The sequence below is a fragment of the Mesorhizobium sp. M0910 genome (genome assembly GCF_040319465.1).
In the GTDB taxonomy this organism is placed as follows: domain Bacteria; phylum Pseudomonadota; class Alphaproteobacteria; order Rhizobiales; family Rhizobiaceae; genus Mesorhizobium.
The window spans coordinates 576,852-593,783 of sequence record NZ_JAMYNZ010000002.1 but is presented as its reverse complement, the minus strand read 5'-3'; the positions used below and the strand labels follow the sequence as shown (position 1 = coordinate 593,783).

The following is a 16,932-nucleotide window of genomic DNA, read 5'->3' as shown; positions in this document are numbered from 1 at the left end:
ATGTCGGACATCGTCCTGAAGACGGAAAACCTGACCAAGTATTATGGCGGCGTCCATGCGCTGGAGGGTGCCAACTTCGAGCTGCGCAAGGGCGAGCATGTCGCTATCATGGGCGACAACGGCGCTGGCAAATCGACCTTCGTGCGCCAGATCACCGGCGTCGAGCAGCGCACCAGCGGCAGGATGTGGTTCGACGGCAAGGAAGTGAATTTTGCCGGCCCGATCGAAGCCCGCGAGGCGGGCATCGAGACGGTGTTCCAGAACCTGGCGCTCGCCGACGATCTCGACGTGCCCTCGAACCTGTTCCTCGGCCGCGAGCGGGTGCTGTTCAATCTAGGACCCTTCTCGATCCTCGATCGCAAGTTCATGCGCAAGGCGACCGAGGCAGCCTTGGTCCGCACGGCGGTCAAGATCCCCAATCTTTCCAACACCATCCGCCATATGTCGGGCGGCCAGCGCCAGTGCGTGGCAATTGCCAGAACCGCGACCTTTGCTTCCAAACTCATCATCATGGATGAGCCGACGGCGGCACTCGGCGTGCAAGAGACGATGCAGGTCGAAAACATCATCCGCACGCTGAAGGAAAATGGCGAACCGCTGATCCTGATCTCTCACAACATGCGCCAGGTGTTCGACCTGGTCGACCGCATCGTCGTTTTCCGGCGCGGCCGCATCGTCGCCAATTTGCGCAAGCAAGACACCGACGGCAACGATATCGTCTCCTACATCACCGGTGCCAAGACCGGGCAGGCGGAGCTTGCGGCGTAACGGCAACGAGGCCACCGGCGCTGACACGCCTTCCCTTCCCAACCATCCTCAAAGGAAAATTCTTCATGCCTCTTCGCTTTGCTCTTCTCGGTGCCGGCCGTATCGGCAAGGTCCATGCTCGCGCCGTTGGTTCCAATCCGCAGGCCAGGCTGGTTGCAGTTGCCGACGCCTTCGAGAAGGCGGCGACCGATCTGGCCTCTGCCTATGGCGCCGAAGTGCGCAGCATCGATGCCATCGAGAAGGCCGGCGATATCGATGCGGTCGTCATCTGCACGCCGACCGACACCCATGCCGATCTGATCGAACGCTTCGCCAAAGCGGGTAAAGCGATTTTCTGCGAAAAGCCGATCGACCTCGACGCCGCCAGGGTGGAACGTTGCCTGGCCGTCGTCGACAAGGCCGGCGCCACCCTGATGGTCGGCTTCAACCGCCGCTTCGATCCGCATTTTGCCGCCGTGCGCAAGGCGATCGACGACGGCGCCATCGGCACCGTCGAAATGGTGACGATCACCTCGCGCGATCCCGGCCCGCCGCCGCTCGACTATATCGGCCGCTCGGGCGGCATCTTCCGCGACATGACCATTCATGATTTCGACATGGCGCGCTTCCTGCTCGGCGAGGAGCCGGTGGCGGTCAGCGCGCACGCTTCGGTGCTGGTCGACAAAAAGATCGGCGAAGCCGGCGACTTCGACAGCGTCAGCGTCATTCTCGAAACCGCCTCCGGCAAGCAATGCGTCATCTCCAACTCGCGCCGCGCCACCTATGGCTACGACCAGCGCATCGAGGTGCATGGCTCGAAAGGCATGATCGCGGCCGAAAACCAGCGGCCGGTGTCGATCGAACTGGCCAACGAGAAAGGTTATACGCGGCCGCCGCTGCACGATTTCTTCATGACCCGTTATCTCGACGCCTATGCCAACGAGATCGCCGCCTTCATCGCGGCAGCGACGTCGGGCAAGAAGGCGGTGCCGAGCGGCAGGGATGGCCTGGTGGCGCTCAGGCTGGCAGATGCGGCGCTGAAATCGGCCAAGGAAGGCAAGACCGTCCGCCTCGACAAAACAATCTGACTATCAAGCACAGGAGCAAGGCGATGAACGGTTCAGCCGGTCGCAATTCCGAAACACGCGCCATCGTCACCGGCGGCGCGCAAGGCATCGGCTTCGCCGTGGCCGAAGCGCTGGCCGACGAGGGTTGCCGGGCGTTGGCGCTGATCGGCCGCTCGCAGGAGAAGGGCGACAAGGCTGTCGCCGTTCTCAAGCGGGCAGGCGTCGATGCCATCTTCATCAGCGCCGACGTCTCAAAAGTGGCCGACTGCAAGCGTGCCGTCGAGATGGCGATTGGCCATTTCGGTACCGTCAACGCACTGGTCAACGCCGCTGCCACCTCGGCTCGCGGCTCGCTGGTCGAGACCTCCGAGGATCTCTTCGACCAGATATTCCAGACCAATGTCCGCGGCCCGTTTTTCCTGATGCAGGGCGTGGTGGCGCATTTGCTGGCGCGCAAGGCACCGGGCTCGATCGTCAACGTGCTGTCGATGTCGGCGCATTGCGGCCAGTCGTTCCTGGCACCCTATTCGTCGAGCAAGGGTGCGCTGGCGACACTGACCAAGAATGTCGCCAATGCCTATCGCGGCAATCGCATCCGCTGCAATGCGGTGCTGCCCGGCTGGATGGACACCGAGGGCGAAGCGATCGTGCAGAAAAAATGGCACGACGCGCCGGACGACTGGCTGGAACGGGCCGAGGCCGCGCAGCCGATGGGTCAATTGGTGAAACCGGCACAGCTTGCCAGGTTGATCAGCTATATGATCAGCCCGCAGTCCGGCGTCATGACCGGATCGCTGGTCGACTACGACCAGAGCATCGCGGGGGCGTCGCCGGAGTAAGGCCAGCTGAGTGGCCCTGCGTCTGTTGCGTCGGCATCGCCATTCCCGCATAGTCAACGTAGTCGGACTAGTCACGGGATTAAGATGCCGCCTGCACCTAAGAATACCAATTGGACGGTCGCCGGGGCAAAAGCCCGGCTCTCAGAGGTCATCGAGCGCGCGCAGTCGGCGCCGCAGACGATCACCAGAAACGGCAAACCGATCGTGGTTGTCGTCTCGGCCGAGGAATGGCAGCGCAAGACCGCACGCAAGGGTACGCTTGCGGAGTTCCTGTTGGACTCCCCGTTGCGCGGCGCCGATCTCAACCTTGGGCGTCAGCGTGACGAACCGCTGGGGCGGCAAGAGCACGTCTGATGCATCCCTATTGGATCAAGGTAAGCGGCCACCTCGGGGTTGGCGTCACCGCGCAATCGAAAGCCGACGCGCTACAACTCTTTTCGCTTGCCTTTGGGTCTGCCGAGAATGTTGTCGGCATCGAGATCATCAAGGACATGAATGACCTTGACCAGAATCACGTCATACCCAATCTGGGCGTGGCCAACTGGTTTCGGCGTGGCATCTGGTTTCCCCAAGGCCAGGAGCACATTTCAAACTGAGACACTGCTTCGCCTCATCACCCACGTGACAAACGCCCCGGCATCGATTATATGAGCCGCATGATCAACCTGACCGCCACCTATTGGTACTTTAGCAGCTCGCTGGCGGCGGGAGGATTGCGCTCGATCTGAAGATTGCAGCATCAAAAATCCGAACAGCCGCCAGACCTGGCGGCTTTTTTGTTTGCCGGCAGGTCTCCTAAAGCATGATCCCGAAAAGTGGCATCCGGTTTTCGGAAAAGATCATGCTCCAAACAAACAGGAGCAGAAAGCCGTGTTGACGACCACAGACGATCTTCGGGTCAAAGAAATAAGGGAATTGAGCACGCCGGACGAGGTGATGCGGGAGATACCGCGCACGCTGACGGCGACGCGCACCGTTGCCGCATCACGCAACGCGATCCACGCCGTGCTGACCGGCGCCGACGACCGACTGGTGGTTGTCGTCGGCCCCTGTTCGATCCACGACCCGGCCGCTGCCGTAGACTATGCCAGTCGTCTGGCGACGCTGCGCGAAAGCCTGTCGGACCGGCTGGAGATCGTGATGCGGGTGTATTTCGAGAAGCCGCGCACGACGGTCGGCTGGAAAGGCCTGATCAACGATCCCGATCTCGACGGCAGCTTCAACATCGACAAGGGGTTGCGGATGGCCCGCAACGTGCTCTCCGCGGTCAACAATCTCGGCCTTCCGGCGGCCACCGAATTCCTCGACATGGCCACCCCGCAATATATTGCCGACCTCGTCGCCTGGGGCGCGATCGGCGCGCGTACGACCGAGAGCCAGATCCATCGCGAACTGGCGTCAGGCCTGTCCTGCCCGGTCGGCTTCAAGAACGGCACCGACGGCAATTTGCGGATCGCCGCCGAAGCCGTGAAATCCGCCGCCCAGCCGCATCATTTCATGGCGGTGACGAAAGGTGGGCGCAGCGCCATCGCTACGACAACCGGCAACGAGGACTGCCACGTCATCCTGCGCGGCGGTATTGTGCCGAATTATGACGCGGCCAGCATTGCTGCTGCCTGCGCGGAACTCGGCCGGATCGGCGTGGCGCCGCGGCTGATGATCGATGTCAGCCACGCCAACAGCAGCAAGAAGCCGGAAAACCAGCCAGGGGTGGCAGCCGAGGTGGCGGGCCAGGTCGCGGCGGGCGACGAGCGCATCATCGGCGTTATGATCGAGAGCAACCTTGTCGCCGGCCGGCAGGATGTCGTGCCCGGCAGGCCGCTCGTCTATGGCCAGAGCATCACCGATGGCTGCATCGACTGGGCAACCACCGAGACGGTGCTTTACGGCCTTGCCGACGCGGTCGAGCGGCGCCGGTCGGTGCGCCGCGCCATGATATCAAGCCGTCCGGGAGCCGCCTGACCCGGCCGGCGCCGCTGCCATGGACGTTGCGCCCTTCGGGCGCGGAATTCACGCCGCCTTCAAGCCTTCCCAGACGGTGAGCGCCGAAACCGCAACGAGAAGCAGTCCGGCCGCCCGGCCGGCAAGAGCGGTTGCCCTTGGATTGGCGACCAGCAGATCGCGGCTGCGACCGGCGGTAATTGCGAGTCCGCCATAGACAGCGAACTGCGTGGCGATCGTCATGAGCCCCATGATGATCGCCTGCATCCAGATCGGGCCGTAATCCGGCCTCAGAAACTGCGGATAGACGGCAAGAACAAAGAGATAGGCCTTTGGATTGATCAGGCAGGTCATGATCCCCTGGCGAAAGGCCTTCCATGCGGAGCGGCTGGCGGCAGGGCCGTCATGGCTGACGGTGATGGAGCTGCGCATCAGCGTGATGCCGATAAAGGCCATGTAGGCGGCGCCGGCAATCAGCAGCGGATTGAAGAGGATCGGCAAGAAATGCATGAGCAGGCCGACGCCGAGCGCGCCGTTCAGCGTATGCACCACGCCGCCCAGCATGATGCCGCCGGTCGCCGCAAGCCCTCTGCTGCTGCCGCCGGTCAGCGCATTGGCAAGCACGAAAAGCATGTCCATGCCGGGCACGATGATGATGCCGACAAGGAGGAGAAAAAAGAGCCAGAGGTTTGCCGCGTAGTCCATGTCAGTTGCCTGTCGCCTCATGCAGGCGAGCTGCAGAGGAACTTGTTGATTTTCAATCCGATAGGCGATCCTATAGGTCAGTCCAACTGACGAGGTGTTGTCAGTTGCCTTCGGGCCGAGTGAGGGAATGCGCAAGGCGTCGCGTCTGTTCGAGATCATCCAGATCCTGCGGCCGGCGAGGAGACCGGTGACGGCGGCAATGATCGCCGAGCGGCTGGAGGTGACGGTGCGCTCGGTCTATCGTGACATTGCCGCGCTGCAGGCGATGCGCGTGCCGATCGAGGGCGGGCGCGGCATCGGCTACATACTGCGTCCTGGCTTCGACTTGCCCCCGTTGATGTTTTCGATCGAGGAGATGGAGGCGATCGTACTGTCTCTCGCGCTGCTCGAACGCACGGGCGACAGCGAGCTCAAGCAGGCGGCCAAGCGCGTCAGCGCCAAGATCGCCGGCGCGGTGCCGCCGCCTTTGCGCCAAACGCTCGACGCCAATCAGTTGCATGCATGGGGTTTTGCCGCGCCATCGGCCTCCGCGGTCGATCTGGCGTTGGTGCGCCGTGCCATCCGCGACGAGGCCAAGCTGGACCTTTCCTACCGCGACGAACTGGGCCGAGCCACCGACCGCATCATCTGTCCGATCGCCCTCATCTACTACTCCGAAACCGCCAACATCGTTGCCTGGTGCGAGCTGCGCCAGGCAATCCGCAATTTCCGCAGCGACCGGATCGAGGATTGCCAGGCGACGGGACTATGGTTCAAGGGTGAAGGCGACGGTTTGCGGCAGGTCTGGGTGAACGGGTGGGAAACGGACACCTCAGCCGCAGGCGGCTGAAGCGGCCACTGTGAATCGGATGCCGGGGGAGGGGCTACCTCACGTCCTCCCAGCGGCTCTCACTGAACGACCTGGCCATCGCGTGCACGGTGCGCTCGATCTCCAGGCCTTCGTCGAAGTCGATGATGCGCGCCGGCTTGCCGGCCAGCCGCGTCAAAAGTTCCCTGCATTCGATGATCTTGAGGTCGTTGAAGCCAAGCCCGTGGCCGGGTGCCGGCAGGAAGGCGTCGTAGGGCTTGTGGTGCGGCGCTACCAGGATGGTGCGATAGCCTTGCTCGGTCGGCCGGTCGGCTGTCAGATAGAGCTGGAACTCATTCATCCGCTCCTGATCGTACAGGATCGAGCCCTTCGAGCCAAAAATCTGAATGGCGATCCGGCCTTTGCGGCCCCAGGCCGAACGGTTGACCAGCAGCGTGCCGGCGATGCCGTTTTCGAGATGCATCAGGATGCTGGCGATGTCGTAGGTTTCGACCGCGCGGCGCCCGCCAGAGGCGACGCGGCGTTCGGCATAGGGTTTGGCCATGTCGCACATGACGCGGGCAACGCGGCCGAACAGCACGGCGATGAGCGAAAGCGGATGCACGGCGAAATCGTCGAGCGCGCCGTAACCGGACGCCGCCTCGTGCTTCCAGAAGAACAGCGCTTCCGGATCGGCCATGAAGTCCTCGTCCATCTCGATGCGCAGATGGTTGACCTCGCCGATGATCTTCTCGTCGAGCAGCGCGCCGATATGGCGGATTGCGGGGTTCTGGATGTAGTTATAGCCGAGCGCGGCGACTTTGCCGGACTTTTGGGCTGCCGCAGCCATTGCTTGCGCCTCCGCAAAACTCGGCGCCATCGGTTTTTCACACCACAGATGCTTCCCGGCTTCGAGGATGGCGATGGCCATTTCCGGGTGGAACTGGTTCGGCGTGGTCAGCGAGATGACATCGACGTCGGGATCGTCGACCACCGCGCGCCAGTCACCGGACGCCTTGGCGAAGCCGAATTCGCTGGCACGGCGTTTGGCAAGGTCCTCGTTGACCTCGCCCAGATGAACCAGCCTTGGCTTGGCCACATCGGGAAAGACGGTGCCGACCGCGTTCCAGGCAATGGCGTGGCACTTGCCCATGAAGCCCGTGCCGATAAGACCTACCCCGACCATCCGCTTGCCTCCCTGTGTGCAAAGTTTGTGTGGATGAATTAGTCCATTTTGTCTGCAGATGGAACGCTTGTCTCATTTTTTATGGTGTTCTTGCACAGGCCCGCTATGATGGGGCACAGAGGGAACCAGACGATGAGCCTGGGCGGAGCGACGATGGACGAACGGGTGCCGCGCGATTTCGAGACGCTGCGGGCGACGATCCTGGAGCGGCGCCAGAGCCTGCCGAAACGTATCGCCCAGATCGCCGCCTATGCGCTCGACAACCCAGACGATATCGCCTTCGGCACCGCCGCCAGCATCGCCGCTTCCGCCGGTGTCCAGCCTTCGACCCTGATCCGCTTTGCCCAGCAGCTTGGTTTTGATGGTTTCACCAGCCTGCAGTTGGTGTTTCGCGAGCGTCTGCGCGAGCGCAACTCGTCCTATGATGAAAGGCTGGCGGCATTGCGCGCCAAGGCCGAGGAAGGCGCCGGCCACCGCGCGATTTTCGATGGTTTTGTTGCCGCAGCCAGCACCTCGCTCAACGACATTTCGCGCACGCTGAATGAAGACCATTTCGAAGATGCTATCGCCGTGCTGGCCAAGGCCGAAACCATTTACGTGCTGGCCAAGCGGCGCTCCTACCCGGTCGCCTCCTACATCGCCTACGCATTGGGCAAGCTCAAGATCCGCAACCAGCTGATCGAATCGGCCGCCGGCCTCAATGCGGAGATGATCGGCTTTGCCTCTCCAAGGGACGCCGTCATCGCCATAAGCTTTTCACCCTATGCCCCGGCCACCATCGAGGAGGCGCGCGTCATTTCGGAACAAGGCGTGCCGATCGTGGCGATTACCGACTCCTCCTTTTCGCCGCTCGCCCAGTTCGCCAGGGTCTGGTTCGAGGTCGCCGAGGCCGATTTCGCCGGCTTCCGCTCGCTGTCGGCGACGATGGCCTTGGCCATGGCGCTGACTGTCGCCGTCGGCGAGAAGCGGCGCGACAGCGGCAGGAAGCGCAAGCCTTAGAGCACCTCTATTGCCGTTTCGCCTCCTGCCAAAAGCCGCGCTGCGTCGCGGGCAGGCGGCGATCCGAACTGGCGGGCATACTCCCGGCTGAACTGGGAAGCACTCTCATAGCCGACAGCGAAGGCGACACGCGCCACGTTGCCCGGCTGGGCAATCAGCAGATGGCGGGCTTCCAGCAAGCGGATTTGCTTTTGATACTGGATTGGGCTCATGGCCGTCGCCGCCTTGAAGTGACGATAGAACGCAGCACTACTCATATGGGCGATTTCGGCCAGATCCCCGACCCGGACCGGCTGATGGGGATGCGAGCGGATCCAGGCGATCGCCTGGCCAATCCGGGACAGATGGCCGTCGGCGCGCGCAAGTTCACGAAGCTTTCCGCCTTGCGGGCCTTGCAGGAGCCGAAACAGCATCTCCCGCTCGAGCATGGCCGCAAGCACGGGAATCTCCGCTGGCCGGTCAAGCAGCCGCAGCATTCGACGCAACGCGTCGAGCAGGTCGTCATCAACGGGAGAGGTGGAGAACCTGTCGCCGCCGAGGACCGGCCCGTGCTCAACGAGGAGCGCGGCGACAGCCTGCAGGTCAAGGGTCAAGCCAATGGCCAGATAAGGACGTGCGGCGCTCGCTTCGACTATCTGGCTGATGCTGGGCGTCTCGACAGTGTAGATGAAATAGCTGGCCGGGTCGTAACGAAGAGCCCGGTCGCCGATCAGAACCGTCTTCGCGCCCTGCAATACGAATAAGACCCCCGACCCCCACACACCCGGCAATGGCGCCGTCGCGACTTCGCTGCGGCCGATCGAAACGCGGGGAATTGCCGTTCTTATTCTTCGCCCGCGCGCATGGCGGCCGGCGATTTCGATCAACTCCTGCAGCGCCTCGCTCATTGCGCCAGCATCGCGCATTCGCACCGGCCGCGCAACAGCGTGAGGGGATTAGGCAAGAGCTGGAGAGTTTCCGGCGCGCGGCGCCCGCTGCCTCGCGCCATTTGTGGGTCTTCGACAGCAAACATGGAGACACGACATGACGACATCGAAAACTGCGCTGGTGACCGGCGCCAACAAGGGTATAGGCCGTGAAATCGCCCGGCGAATGGCGACCATGGGCTTCAAGGTCTGGCTCGGAGCCAGGAGCGCCGAACGCGGCATGGCGGCGGCGCAGGCATTGCGTGCCGAAGGCCACGACGTAGAGTGGCTTGAGCTGGACGTCACGAGGGATGACAGTGTGAAGGCGGCAGCCGAGGCGTTCGGGCAGGCCAGCCGCCGCCTTGACGTGCTGGTGAACAACGCCGGCGTCGCCATCAACTACGACCTGCCGCCGGGCCAGCAGCGGATCGCCGATATCCAGGCCACCTACGACGTCAATGTCTTCGGCCCGATCCGCGTGACCCAGGCATTCCTGCCGCTGCTGCTGGCAGCACCTGCTGCCCGGATCGTGATGGTGAGCAGCTCCACCGGCTCCATCGGCAGGGCGCTGGATCCCGCCACCGCGAACCACGCCATCAATATGATGAGCTACGGCAGCTCCAAGACAGCGTTAAACGCCATCACGGTGGCCTTCGCCAAGGAGCTCGCACCGCAAGGCATCAAGGTCAACGCCGCCGCGCCTGGTTACACTGCCACCGATCTCAACGGCTATAAAGGTCACCGCACGGTGCAGCAGGCGGCCGAGATCGTCATTCACCTGGCGACCTTGGACGCCGATGGCCCGACCGCGGGGTACTTCAACGATGATGGCCCACTTCCTTGGTAAATCAGCTGGTCTCAGGGGTAGACACTTGACGTTCGTCTGACTTCAAAATTTCTGAACGCGCGAGCCTTGCACACTTTTCAGCTTGGGAATGCTCGTTCCATATTGACTATGGATTGGAATTATTATTTCATATTGCTGGCGCCACGCTGCCGCTCGCGCGTGTTACCCAAGACAACAAAGCCGATGGGAGGTTCGAATGGGCGAAGCCGTGGAAGCGAAATATTCGCCGCTCGACATCATCACGATCGGCCGCGCTTCCGTCGATCTCTACGGCCAGCAGATCGGCTCGCGCCTCGAGGACATTACTTCCTTTGCCAAGTCGGTCGGCGGCTGTCCAGCCAATATCGCAGTCGGCACTGCCAGATTAGGCCTGCGCTCGGCGCTGCTCACCCGCGTCGGCAATGAGCAGATGGGCCGCTTCATCCGCGAGCAGCTGACCCGCGAGGGCGTTTCGGTCCAAGGCCTCAAGGCCGATCCGGAGCGGCTGACCGCCCTGGTGCTGCTGTCGGTCGAGGCTGAAGGCGTCTCGCCGATGATCTTCTATCGCAGCGATTGCGCCGACATGGCACTTTCGGAAGACGACATCGATGAGGCGTTCATCGCTTCGGCACGCGCGATCGTCGTCACCGGCACGCATTTTTCACGACCCAACAGCGACGCCGCCCAGCGCAAGGCGATCCGTGTCATGAAAGCCAAAGGCGGCAAGGTGGTGTTCGACATCGACTACCGCCCCAACCTCTGGGGTCTCGCCGGCCACGCCGAAGGCTTCGAGCGCTATGTGAAATCCGACCGCGTCTCGGCGCGGCTGAAGACGGTGCTGCCCGACTGCGATCTCATCGTCGGGACCGAAGAGGAAATCATGATCGCGTCGGGCGCAGACGATTGCCTGAGCGCGCTGAAAACCATCCGATCGCTGTCGGCGGCAATCATCGTGCTGAAGCGCGGCGCCATGGGCTGCATCGTCTATGACGGGCCGATCAGCGATGATCTCGAGGACGGTATCGTCGGCAAGGGGTTTCCTATCGAGGTCTACAATGTGCTTGGCGCCGGCGACGCCTTCATGTCGGGCTTCCTGCGCGGCTGGCTCGGCGATGAAAGCCTGGCGACGGCGGCGACCTGGGCCAATGCCTGCGGGGCATTTGCCGTGTCGCGGCTCCTCTGCGCACCTGAATACCCGACTTTCGAGGAATTGCAGTTCTTCCTGAAAAACGGCAGCAAGCACCTGGCGCTGCGCAAGGACGAGGCGATCAACCACATCCATTGGGCGACCACGCGCCGGCGCGACATCCCCTCGCTGATGGCGTTCGCCTGCGACCACCGCGTCCAGCTGGAGGACGTCGCGGCAAAAGCCGGCGCCGATCCGTCGCGGATCCCGGCTTTCAAGGTGCTGACCGTCAAGGCTGCGGCCAAAGTCGCGGCCGGCCGCGCCGGCTATGGCATGCTGCTCGACGAAAAATACGGACGCGAGGCGATGTTCGAATTCGCCCACCATTCCTTCACCTGGCTCGGCCGGCCGGTCGAGTTGCCGGGTTCGCGGCCGCTTCGCTTCGAGTTCTCGCAAGACATTGGTTCGCTACTGACCGAATGGCCGGTCGACCACTGCATCAAGTGCCTGTGCTTCTATCATCCCGATGATCCGGCGGAGCTGAAGACCGAACAGCAGCAGAAACTGCGCGCTTTGTTCGAGGCCGCGCGGAAAGTGGGCAGAGAACTTCTGGTGGAGATCATCGCCGGCAAGCACGGCAAGCTCGACGACATGACCATCCCGCGCGCGCTCGAGGAACTCTACGCACTCGGCATCAAGCCCGATTGGTGGAAGCTCGAACCGCGGGCATCGCACGGCGCATGGGCAAAGATCGAGGCGGTGATCCTTAAAAACGATCCGTGGTGCCGCGGGATTGTGCTGCTCGGTTTGGAAGCGCCGCAGGACGAGCTGGAAGCGGCCTTTGCCGCCACCGCCAAGGCGCCCATCGTCAAGGGCTTTGCCGTCGGTCGCACCATCTTCATCAACGCGGCCGAACAATGGCTTGCCGGCAAGATGTCGGACGATGAAGCGGTTGCCGACATGGCATCTCGCTTCGAGAGACTGACCGAGGCGTGGCTTGCCGCGCGCGGCCGCAAAGCAGCATAAGAAGGCGCGGCACAAGGACTGCGGAGGAACCGACATGACCAAGACAATCCGCCTGACGATGGCGCAGGCTCTGACCCGCTTTCTTGCTCGACAGATGACCGAGATGGACGGGAAGAAGGTGCCGATCTTCGGCGGCGTCTGGGCGATCTTCGGCCACGGCAATGTCGCCGGCGTCGGCGAGGCGCTGTACCAGGTTCGCGACGAGCTGCCGACCTTCCGTGCCCATAACGAGCAGGCAATGGCGCATGCGGCGATCGCCTATGCCAAAGCCAATTTCCGCCGCCGCTTCCTGGCTGCGACCAGTTCGATCGGCCCCGGCGCGCTCAACATGGTGACCGCTGCGGCGCTTGCGCATGTAAACAGGTTGCCTGTCCTGTTTCTGCCCGGCGACGTCTTCGCCAATCGCATTCCCGATCCGGTCCTGCAGCAGGCCGAGGATTTCTCCGACGGCACGGCGACCGTCAATGACTGCCTCCGGCCGGTGTCGCGCTATTTCGACCGCATCACCCGGCCGGAGCAGATCATGCCGGCGCTCAACCGCGCCATGCAGGTGCTGACCGATCCCGCCGAATGCGGCCCGGTGACGCTGGCGCTGTGCCAGGACGTGCAGGCAGAAGCGTATGACTACCCCGAGAGCTTCTTTGCCGAACGAATCTGGCATCAGCGGCGACCGCGTCCGGATCGCCAGGAGCTGGCCGCCGCGGTGGCGGCTCTTAAAGCGGCGAAGAAGCCATTGGTGATTGCCGGCGGCGGCGTACTCTATTCGCAGGCCTCGGGTGAACTGGCCAGACTGGTGCAGGACGCCGGCGTTCCGGTCTGCGAGACGCAAGGCGGCAAATCCTCGCTGCCCGACGATCATCCGCTGAACATGGCGGCGGTCGGCGTCACCGGCACTTCGGCTGCCAACAGGCTGGCCGAAGAGGCCGACGTCGTGCTTGCCGTCGGCACCCGGCTGCAGGACTTCACCACCGGCTCCTGGGCACTGTTCAAGAATTCCGGCAAGACCATTATCGGACTTAACGTCCAGCCCTTCGACGCCGGAAAGCACCAGGCGCTGACGCTGGTCGCCGATGCGGCGGAAGGGCTCGCCGAACTCGGCGAGGCGCTGAAGGGCTGGAAGGTGCCTGCCGCCTGGACCGACAATGCGATCAAGGGCAAAAAGGAGTGGCAGGCGGAGGCGGGCAAGGTGACTGCGTCGACCAATGCCGCCTATCCGTCCGACGCGCAGGTGATCGGCGCCGTACAGCGCGCCATGGGCTCCGGCGTGGTACTGCTCCATGCCGCCGGCGGCTTGCCCGGCGAGTTGCACAAGCTCTGGCAGGCGGGCGCGCCCGGCTCCTACCACGCAGAATACGGGTTCTCGACAATGGGCTATGAAATCGCCGGCGGACTCGGCGTCAAGATGGCCAAGCCGGACGAAGAGGTAGTCGTGATGATCGGCGACGGCTCCTACCTGATGCTCAATTCCGAGATCGCGACCTCGGTGATGCTCGGCCTCAAGCTGACCATCGTGCTGCTCGACAACCGCGGCTATGGCTGCATCAACCGGCTGCAGATGGCGACCGGCGGCGCCAACTTCAACAATCTGCTGAAGGACGCCCGTCACGAAACCTTGCCCGAGATCGACTTCGCCGCGCATGCTGCGAGCATGGGTGCGATTGCCGAAAAAGTGCCATCGATCGCCGGGCTGGAAACGGCGCTGGCGCAAGCGAAGAAGAACACGCGAACGACCGTGCTGGTCATCGACACCGACCCGCTGGTTTCGACCGAGGCCGGTGGAAGCTGGTGGGATGTCGCAGTGCCGGAAGTCTCGGCACGGCCGCAAGTGAATGCGGCGCGCAAGAAATACGAGGAAGCGCTGAGCGGGCGGGTTCTTTGAACCATCCGCGAACGCGCCTCGAAATGTCCGAAACTGGAGTGACGACTTGAAAGCCAAACTGGGCATGTCCCCCATTGCATGGTGGAACGACGATCTTGCCGAACTCAGCGATGATGTGTCGCTGGAGGAGTGCCTGCGCCAGTCGCGCTCGGCTGGCTTTACCGGCATGGAAATGGGCCGCCGCTTTCCCAACGATCCGCAAATCATGCTGCCGATCCTGAAAGAGGCCGACGTGACACTTTGCGGCGGCTGGTTCTCGGGGACGCTGGTCAATGAAGACATGGCGAAAAACAAGGATCGTATCCAGCCGATGATCGATCTGTTCAAGGCGGTGAATGCGCCCTGCATCGTCTATGGCGAAGTCGGCCGCTCCATCCAGGGCGACCGTTCGAAACCCCTCGCCAGCAAGCCCAGGCTTTCGGACGATGAGATGAAAGCCTACGCGAAGCAGCTCACGCAGTTCGGGGAATGGTGTGCCGAGCAAGGCATGCCGCTCTCCTATCACCATCACATGGCGGCGGTGGTCGAGACCGAGCCAGAGCTCGACGCCTTCATGCGCTATTCGGGAGAAGGCATTCCACTGCTGCTCGACGCGGGTCACCTGGCTTTTGCCGGGGGCGATGTGCTGCGCGCTATTGATAACCACCACCGGCGCATCAACCACGTGCATGTGAAAGACGTGCGCATGGAGGTGATCAACAAGCTGGATCGTAGCAGGCAATCCTTTCTCGATGCGGTGGCGCTTGGTGCCTTCACCGTGCCGGGAGATGGCTCGCTGGACTTTGGCGCCATCGTCCAGAGGCTCGCCGACCATGGCTATGAAGGCTGGTTCGTGGTCGAGGCCGAGCAGGATCCGAAGAAGAACCCGCCGCTCAAGATGGCGCAGGTCGGCTACAAGGAATTGATGCGGGTGATGACAGCGGCCGGCTATACGGTGGAGACACAAGGCTTTCCCAATGCTTGAGGCTCGCGAGGAAGGGCTGATCCGATGCCGGGGGTGATCCGATGAAAGACTCCGAGCACCCGTTTTTCCGGCCGCTGTGGCGGCGCGTTGCCGTTGTCGCGGTCTGCCTGGTCTGGTCGGTGATCGAATTCGCCACCGGCACGCCGTTCTGGGGCGTGATCGCGCTCGGCTTCGCCGGCTATGCCGTCTGGCAATTCTTCTATCTCTACAAGCCGGCTGACGAGGACAAGCCATCGGCGGACGCCAAACCGAAGGAATGACCATGTCTAAGCTGCTCATCAAAGCCAATAAGGGCCACGGCCGCGTCGCTCATGTGACGCCGCAAAACGCCGGCTGGACCTATGTCGGCTTCGATCTGCATCGGCTCAGACCCGGCGAGAGCGCTTCCGGGCAAACCGCGGATCGTGAGGTCTGCCTGGTGTTCGTCACCGGCAAGGGCAAGGCCAAAGCCGGCGGCAAGGATCTCGGCCTGCTGGGCGAACGCATGTCGCCGTTCGAAGGCAAGCCTTGGTCGGTCTATGTGCCGCAGGGGTCGGAGTGGTCGGTGAGCGCCGATACCGATCTCGAACTTGCCGTCTGCTCGGCGCCAGGACTGGGCGGCGGTCTGCTGGTCCGTGTCATCGGGCCCGACGATCTCGGCCAGGAGGTTCGCGGCAAAGGCACCAACACGCGCTACGTCACCAACATCCTGCCGGAGGACAAGCCGGCCGATTCCTTGCTGGTGGTCGAGGTCATCACACCCGGCGGCCACACATCGAGCTATCCGCCGCACAAGCACGACCAGGACAATTTGCCGGCTGAATCCTATCTGGAGGAAACCTACTACCACCGCCTCAACCCGCCGCAGGGCTTTGCTTTCCAGCGCGTCTACACCGACGCCGACCAGAGCGGTGCTCGTTCGCTCGACGAGGCGATGGCTATCGAGGACGGCGACGTCGTGCTGGTACCCAGGGGTTATCACCCCTGCGCAGCCTGCCACGGCTATGATCTCTATTATCTCAACGTCATGGCCGGACCGAAGCGGACGTGGAAATTCCACAACGCGCCCGAGCACGAATGGCTGATGAAGGCCTGACCACTTCCCCTTCGCCCCAACGGCTGGTCCAAGCGAAAAATCGTCGGCTAACTACCCGGCTGCGTGGTTTTGTTACCGAAAACGCCGCAAAGCTTCGTCAATTCGTCATGGAAATCACCTATGGCAGCGGGGCTGACAAGGACTTTCGATGCGCTACGCGATCTATTTCACCCCCCGACAGGACGAACCGCTGGCACGGATCGCCGCCAACTGGCTCGGCCGCGACCCATTCGGTGCCGCCACAAAGCCGGTCGAGGCAGTAGGCGAGTTGTCGGCGGCAGAAGTTGCCTTCCATACCGCTTCGGCGCGCCGCTATGGCTTTCATGCGACGCTGAAGGCGCCCTTTCGACTGGCCTCCAATGAGACGGAAACCTCGCTTCGCGCGGCACTCGACGATTTTGCCGAGGCGACGCCGGTGGTTACGATCCCGCGCCTCGTCGTCAGCCAGATCGACGGCTTCTTCGCGCTGGTGCCGGAAGCACCGCTGCCGTCGCTCAACCGCTTCGCCGATGATGTGGTGCGCGACTTCGACCGCTTTCGCGCGCCGTTGACGGAAGCCGAGATCGAACGGCGCAGCCCCGATTCGCTGAAGCCCGACGAGTTCCGCAATCTCTGCCAATGGGGTTATCCCTATGTGTTCGAGACGTTTCGCTTCCACATGACGCTGTCCGGCCGGGTCTCGTCACAGGAAAGCCCTCGTCTTCGCTTAGCAATCGACAGCCTGTTTGCGGGCGTGCTGCAAAGGCCGGTGCCGGTGGGCGCGCTGACGCTGTTTGTGGAAACTGAACCTGGCGCGCCGTTCATGGTGCTGTCCCATCACGCGCTCGGGCGCCGCCCGGCCAGAAGAACTGCCTAATGAC

The 16,932-nt window shown here is 62.9% G+C and carries 18 protein-coding genes; 15 read left to right on the top strand and 3 right to left on the bottom strand.

The genetic code is table 11. The features are described 5' to 3' along the window. The 6 genes from NKH78_RS06840 (at position 1) to NKH78_RS06815 (ending at position 4,615) form a co-directional block, all read left to right on the top strand. The gene (locus NKH78_RS06840) at positions 1-768 is read left to right on the top strand and encodes an ATP-binding cassette domain-containing protein (protein WP_254815918.1); all 768 of its coding nucleotides are present in this window, start codon (positions 1-3) and stop codon (positions 766-768) included. Between the two features lie 65 nt (positions 769-833). Beyond that, positions 834-1,835 carry an inositol 2-dehydrogenase gene (iolG, locus tag NKH78_RS06835; protein WP_352647757.1) on the top strand — a complete coding sequence of 334 codons (1,002 nt, stop codon included), beginning with the start codon at positions 834-836 and terminating at the stop codon, positions 1,833-1,835. Positions 1,836-1,858: 23 nt separating this feature from the next. After that, entirely contained in the window at positions 1,859-2,653 is a 795-nt protein-coding gene (locus NKH78_RS06830; RefSeq protein ID WP_352686502.1) for an SDR family oxidoreductase, read from the top strand. A gap of 84 nt (positions 2,654-2,737) precedes the next feature. Further along, positions 2,738-3,007: a type II toxin-antitoxin system Phd/YefM family antitoxin gene (locus tag NKH78_RS06825; protein ID WP_352686499.1), complete on the top strand. Its 270-nt coding sequence runs from the start codon at positions 2,738-2,740 to the stop codon at positions 3,005-3,007. Further along, a complete protein-coding gene (locus tag NKH78_RS06820; RefSeq protein WP_352686496.1) occupies positions 3,007-3,249 on the top strand; it encodes a hypothetical protein in 243 nt (80 codons plus the stop codon). Before NKH78_RS06825 ends, NKH78_RS06820 begins: the two co-directional genes overlap by 1 nt. Positions 3,250-3,523: 274 nt before the next feature. Further along, a complete protein-coding gene (locus tag NKH78_RS06815; protein WP_352736747.1) occupies positions 3,524-4,615 on the top strand; it encodes a 3-deoxy-7-phosphoheptulonate synthase in 1,092 nt (363 codons plus the stop codon). A 48-nt stretch (positions 4,616-4,663) separates the two neighbouring features. Here NKH78_RS06815 and NKH78_RS06810 read toward each other — a convergent pair whose 3' ends face one another. Then, positions 4,664-5,299 (bottom strand): LysE family translocator, encoded by a 636-nt coding sequence (locus NKH78_RS06810; RefSeq protein WP_352736745.1) that lies wholly within the window; start codon positions 5,297-5,299, stop codon positions 4,664-4,666. A gap of 127 nt (positions 5,300-5,426) precedes the next feature. On the opposite strand from NKH78_RS06810, the gene NKH78_RS06805 reads away from it, so the two are divergent. Then, entirely contained in the window at positions 5,427-6,128 is a 702-nt protein-coding gene (locus tag NKH78_RS06805) for a helix-turn-helix transcriptional regulator (RefSeq protein ID WP_352736743.1), read from the top strand. Between the two features lie 34 nt (positions 6,129-6,162). Here NKH78_RS06805 and NKH78_RS06800 read toward each other — a convergent pair whose 3' ends face one another. Next, the gene (locus NKH78_RS06800; protein ID WP_352736741.1) at positions 6,163-7,272 is read right to left on the bottom strand and encodes a Gfo/Idh/MocA family protein; all 1,110 of its coding nucleotides are present in this window, start codon (positions 7,270-7,272) and stop codon (positions 6,163-6,165) included. Between the two features lie 153 nt (positions 7,273-7,425). Between NKH78_RS06800 and NKH78_RS06795 the strand changes: the two genes are divergently transcribed. Further along, positions 7,426-8,271, top strand: a complete 846-nt coding sequence (locus NKH78_RS06795; RefSeq protein ID WP_352464792.1) for a MurR/RpiR family transcriptional regulator — start codon at positions 7,426-7,428, stop codon at positions 8,269-8,271. On the opposite strand, the gene NKH78_RS06790 is transcribed toward NKH78_RS06795, so the two are convergent. Then, positions 8,268-9,158: an AraC family transcriptional regulator gene (locus NKH78_RS06790; protein ID WP_352686663.1), complete on the bottom strand. Its 891-nt coding sequence runs from the start codon at positions 9,156-9,158 to the stop codon at positions 8,268-8,270. The genes NKH78_RS06795 and NKH78_RS06790 overlap by 4 nt on opposite strands. A 136-nt stretch (positions 9,159-9,294) precedes the next feature. On the opposite strand from NKH78_RS06790, the gene NKH78_RS06785 reads away from it, so the two are divergent. The 7 genes from NKH78_RS06785 to NKH78_RS06755 all read left to right on the top strand — a co-directional run bounded on the left by NKH78_RS06785 (position 9,295) and on the right by NKH78_RS06755 (position 16,928). Then, positions 9,295-10,023 (top strand): SDR family oxidoreductase, encoded by a 729-nt coding sequence (locus NKH78_RS06785; protein WP_352686481.1) that lies wholly within the window; start codon positions 9,295-9,297, stop codon positions 10,021-10,023. A gap of 196 nt (positions 10,024-10,219) precedes the next feature. Beyond that, on the top strand, positions 10,220-12,154 hold the full coding sequence (locus NKH78_RS06780; protein ID WP_352686478.1) for a bifunctional 5-dehydro-2-deoxygluconokinase/5-dehydro-2-deoxyphosphogluconate aldolase: 1,935 nt from the start codon (positions 10,220-10,222) through the stop codon (positions 12,152-12,154). A gap of 34 nt (positions 12,155-12,188) precedes the next feature. Then, on the top strand, positions 12,189-14,033 hold the full coding sequence (gene iolD, locus NKH78_RS06775; protein WP_352686475.1) for a 3D-(3,5/4)-trihydroxycyclohexane-1,2-dione acylhydrolase (decyclizing): 1,845 nt from the start codon (positions 12,189-12,191) through the stop codon (positions 14,031-14,033). 46 nt (positions 14,034-14,079) lie between these two features. Further along, entirely contained in the window at positions 14,080-14,997 is a 918-nt protein-coding gene (gene iolE / locus NKH78_RS06770) for a myo-inosose-2 dehydratase (RefSeq protein ID WP_352686472.1), read from the top strand. Between the two features lie 41 nt (positions 14,998-15,038). After that, positions 15,039-15,257, top strand: a complete 219-nt coding sequence (locus tag NKH78_RS06765; protein WP_254815905.1) for a DUF3329 domain-containing protein — start codon at positions 15,039-15,041, stop codon at positions 15,255-15,257. Positions 15,258-15,259: 2 nt separating this feature from the next. Further along, positions 15,260-16,072 (top strand): 5-deoxy-glucuronate isomerase, encoded by an 813-nt coding sequence (gene iolB / locus NKH78_RS06760; protein WP_352686469.1) that lies wholly within the window; start codon positions 15,260-15,262, stop codon positions 16,070-16,072. Positions 16,073-16,220: 148 nt separating this feature from the next. Next, positions 16,221-16,928 (top strand): DUF1045 domain-containing protein, encoded by a 708-nt coding sequence (locus NKH78_RS06755; protein ID WP_352882378.1) that lies wholly within the window; start codon positions 16,221-16,223, stop codon positions 16,926-16,928. The last annotated feature ends 4 nt before the right edge of the window (positions 16,929-16,932 follow it).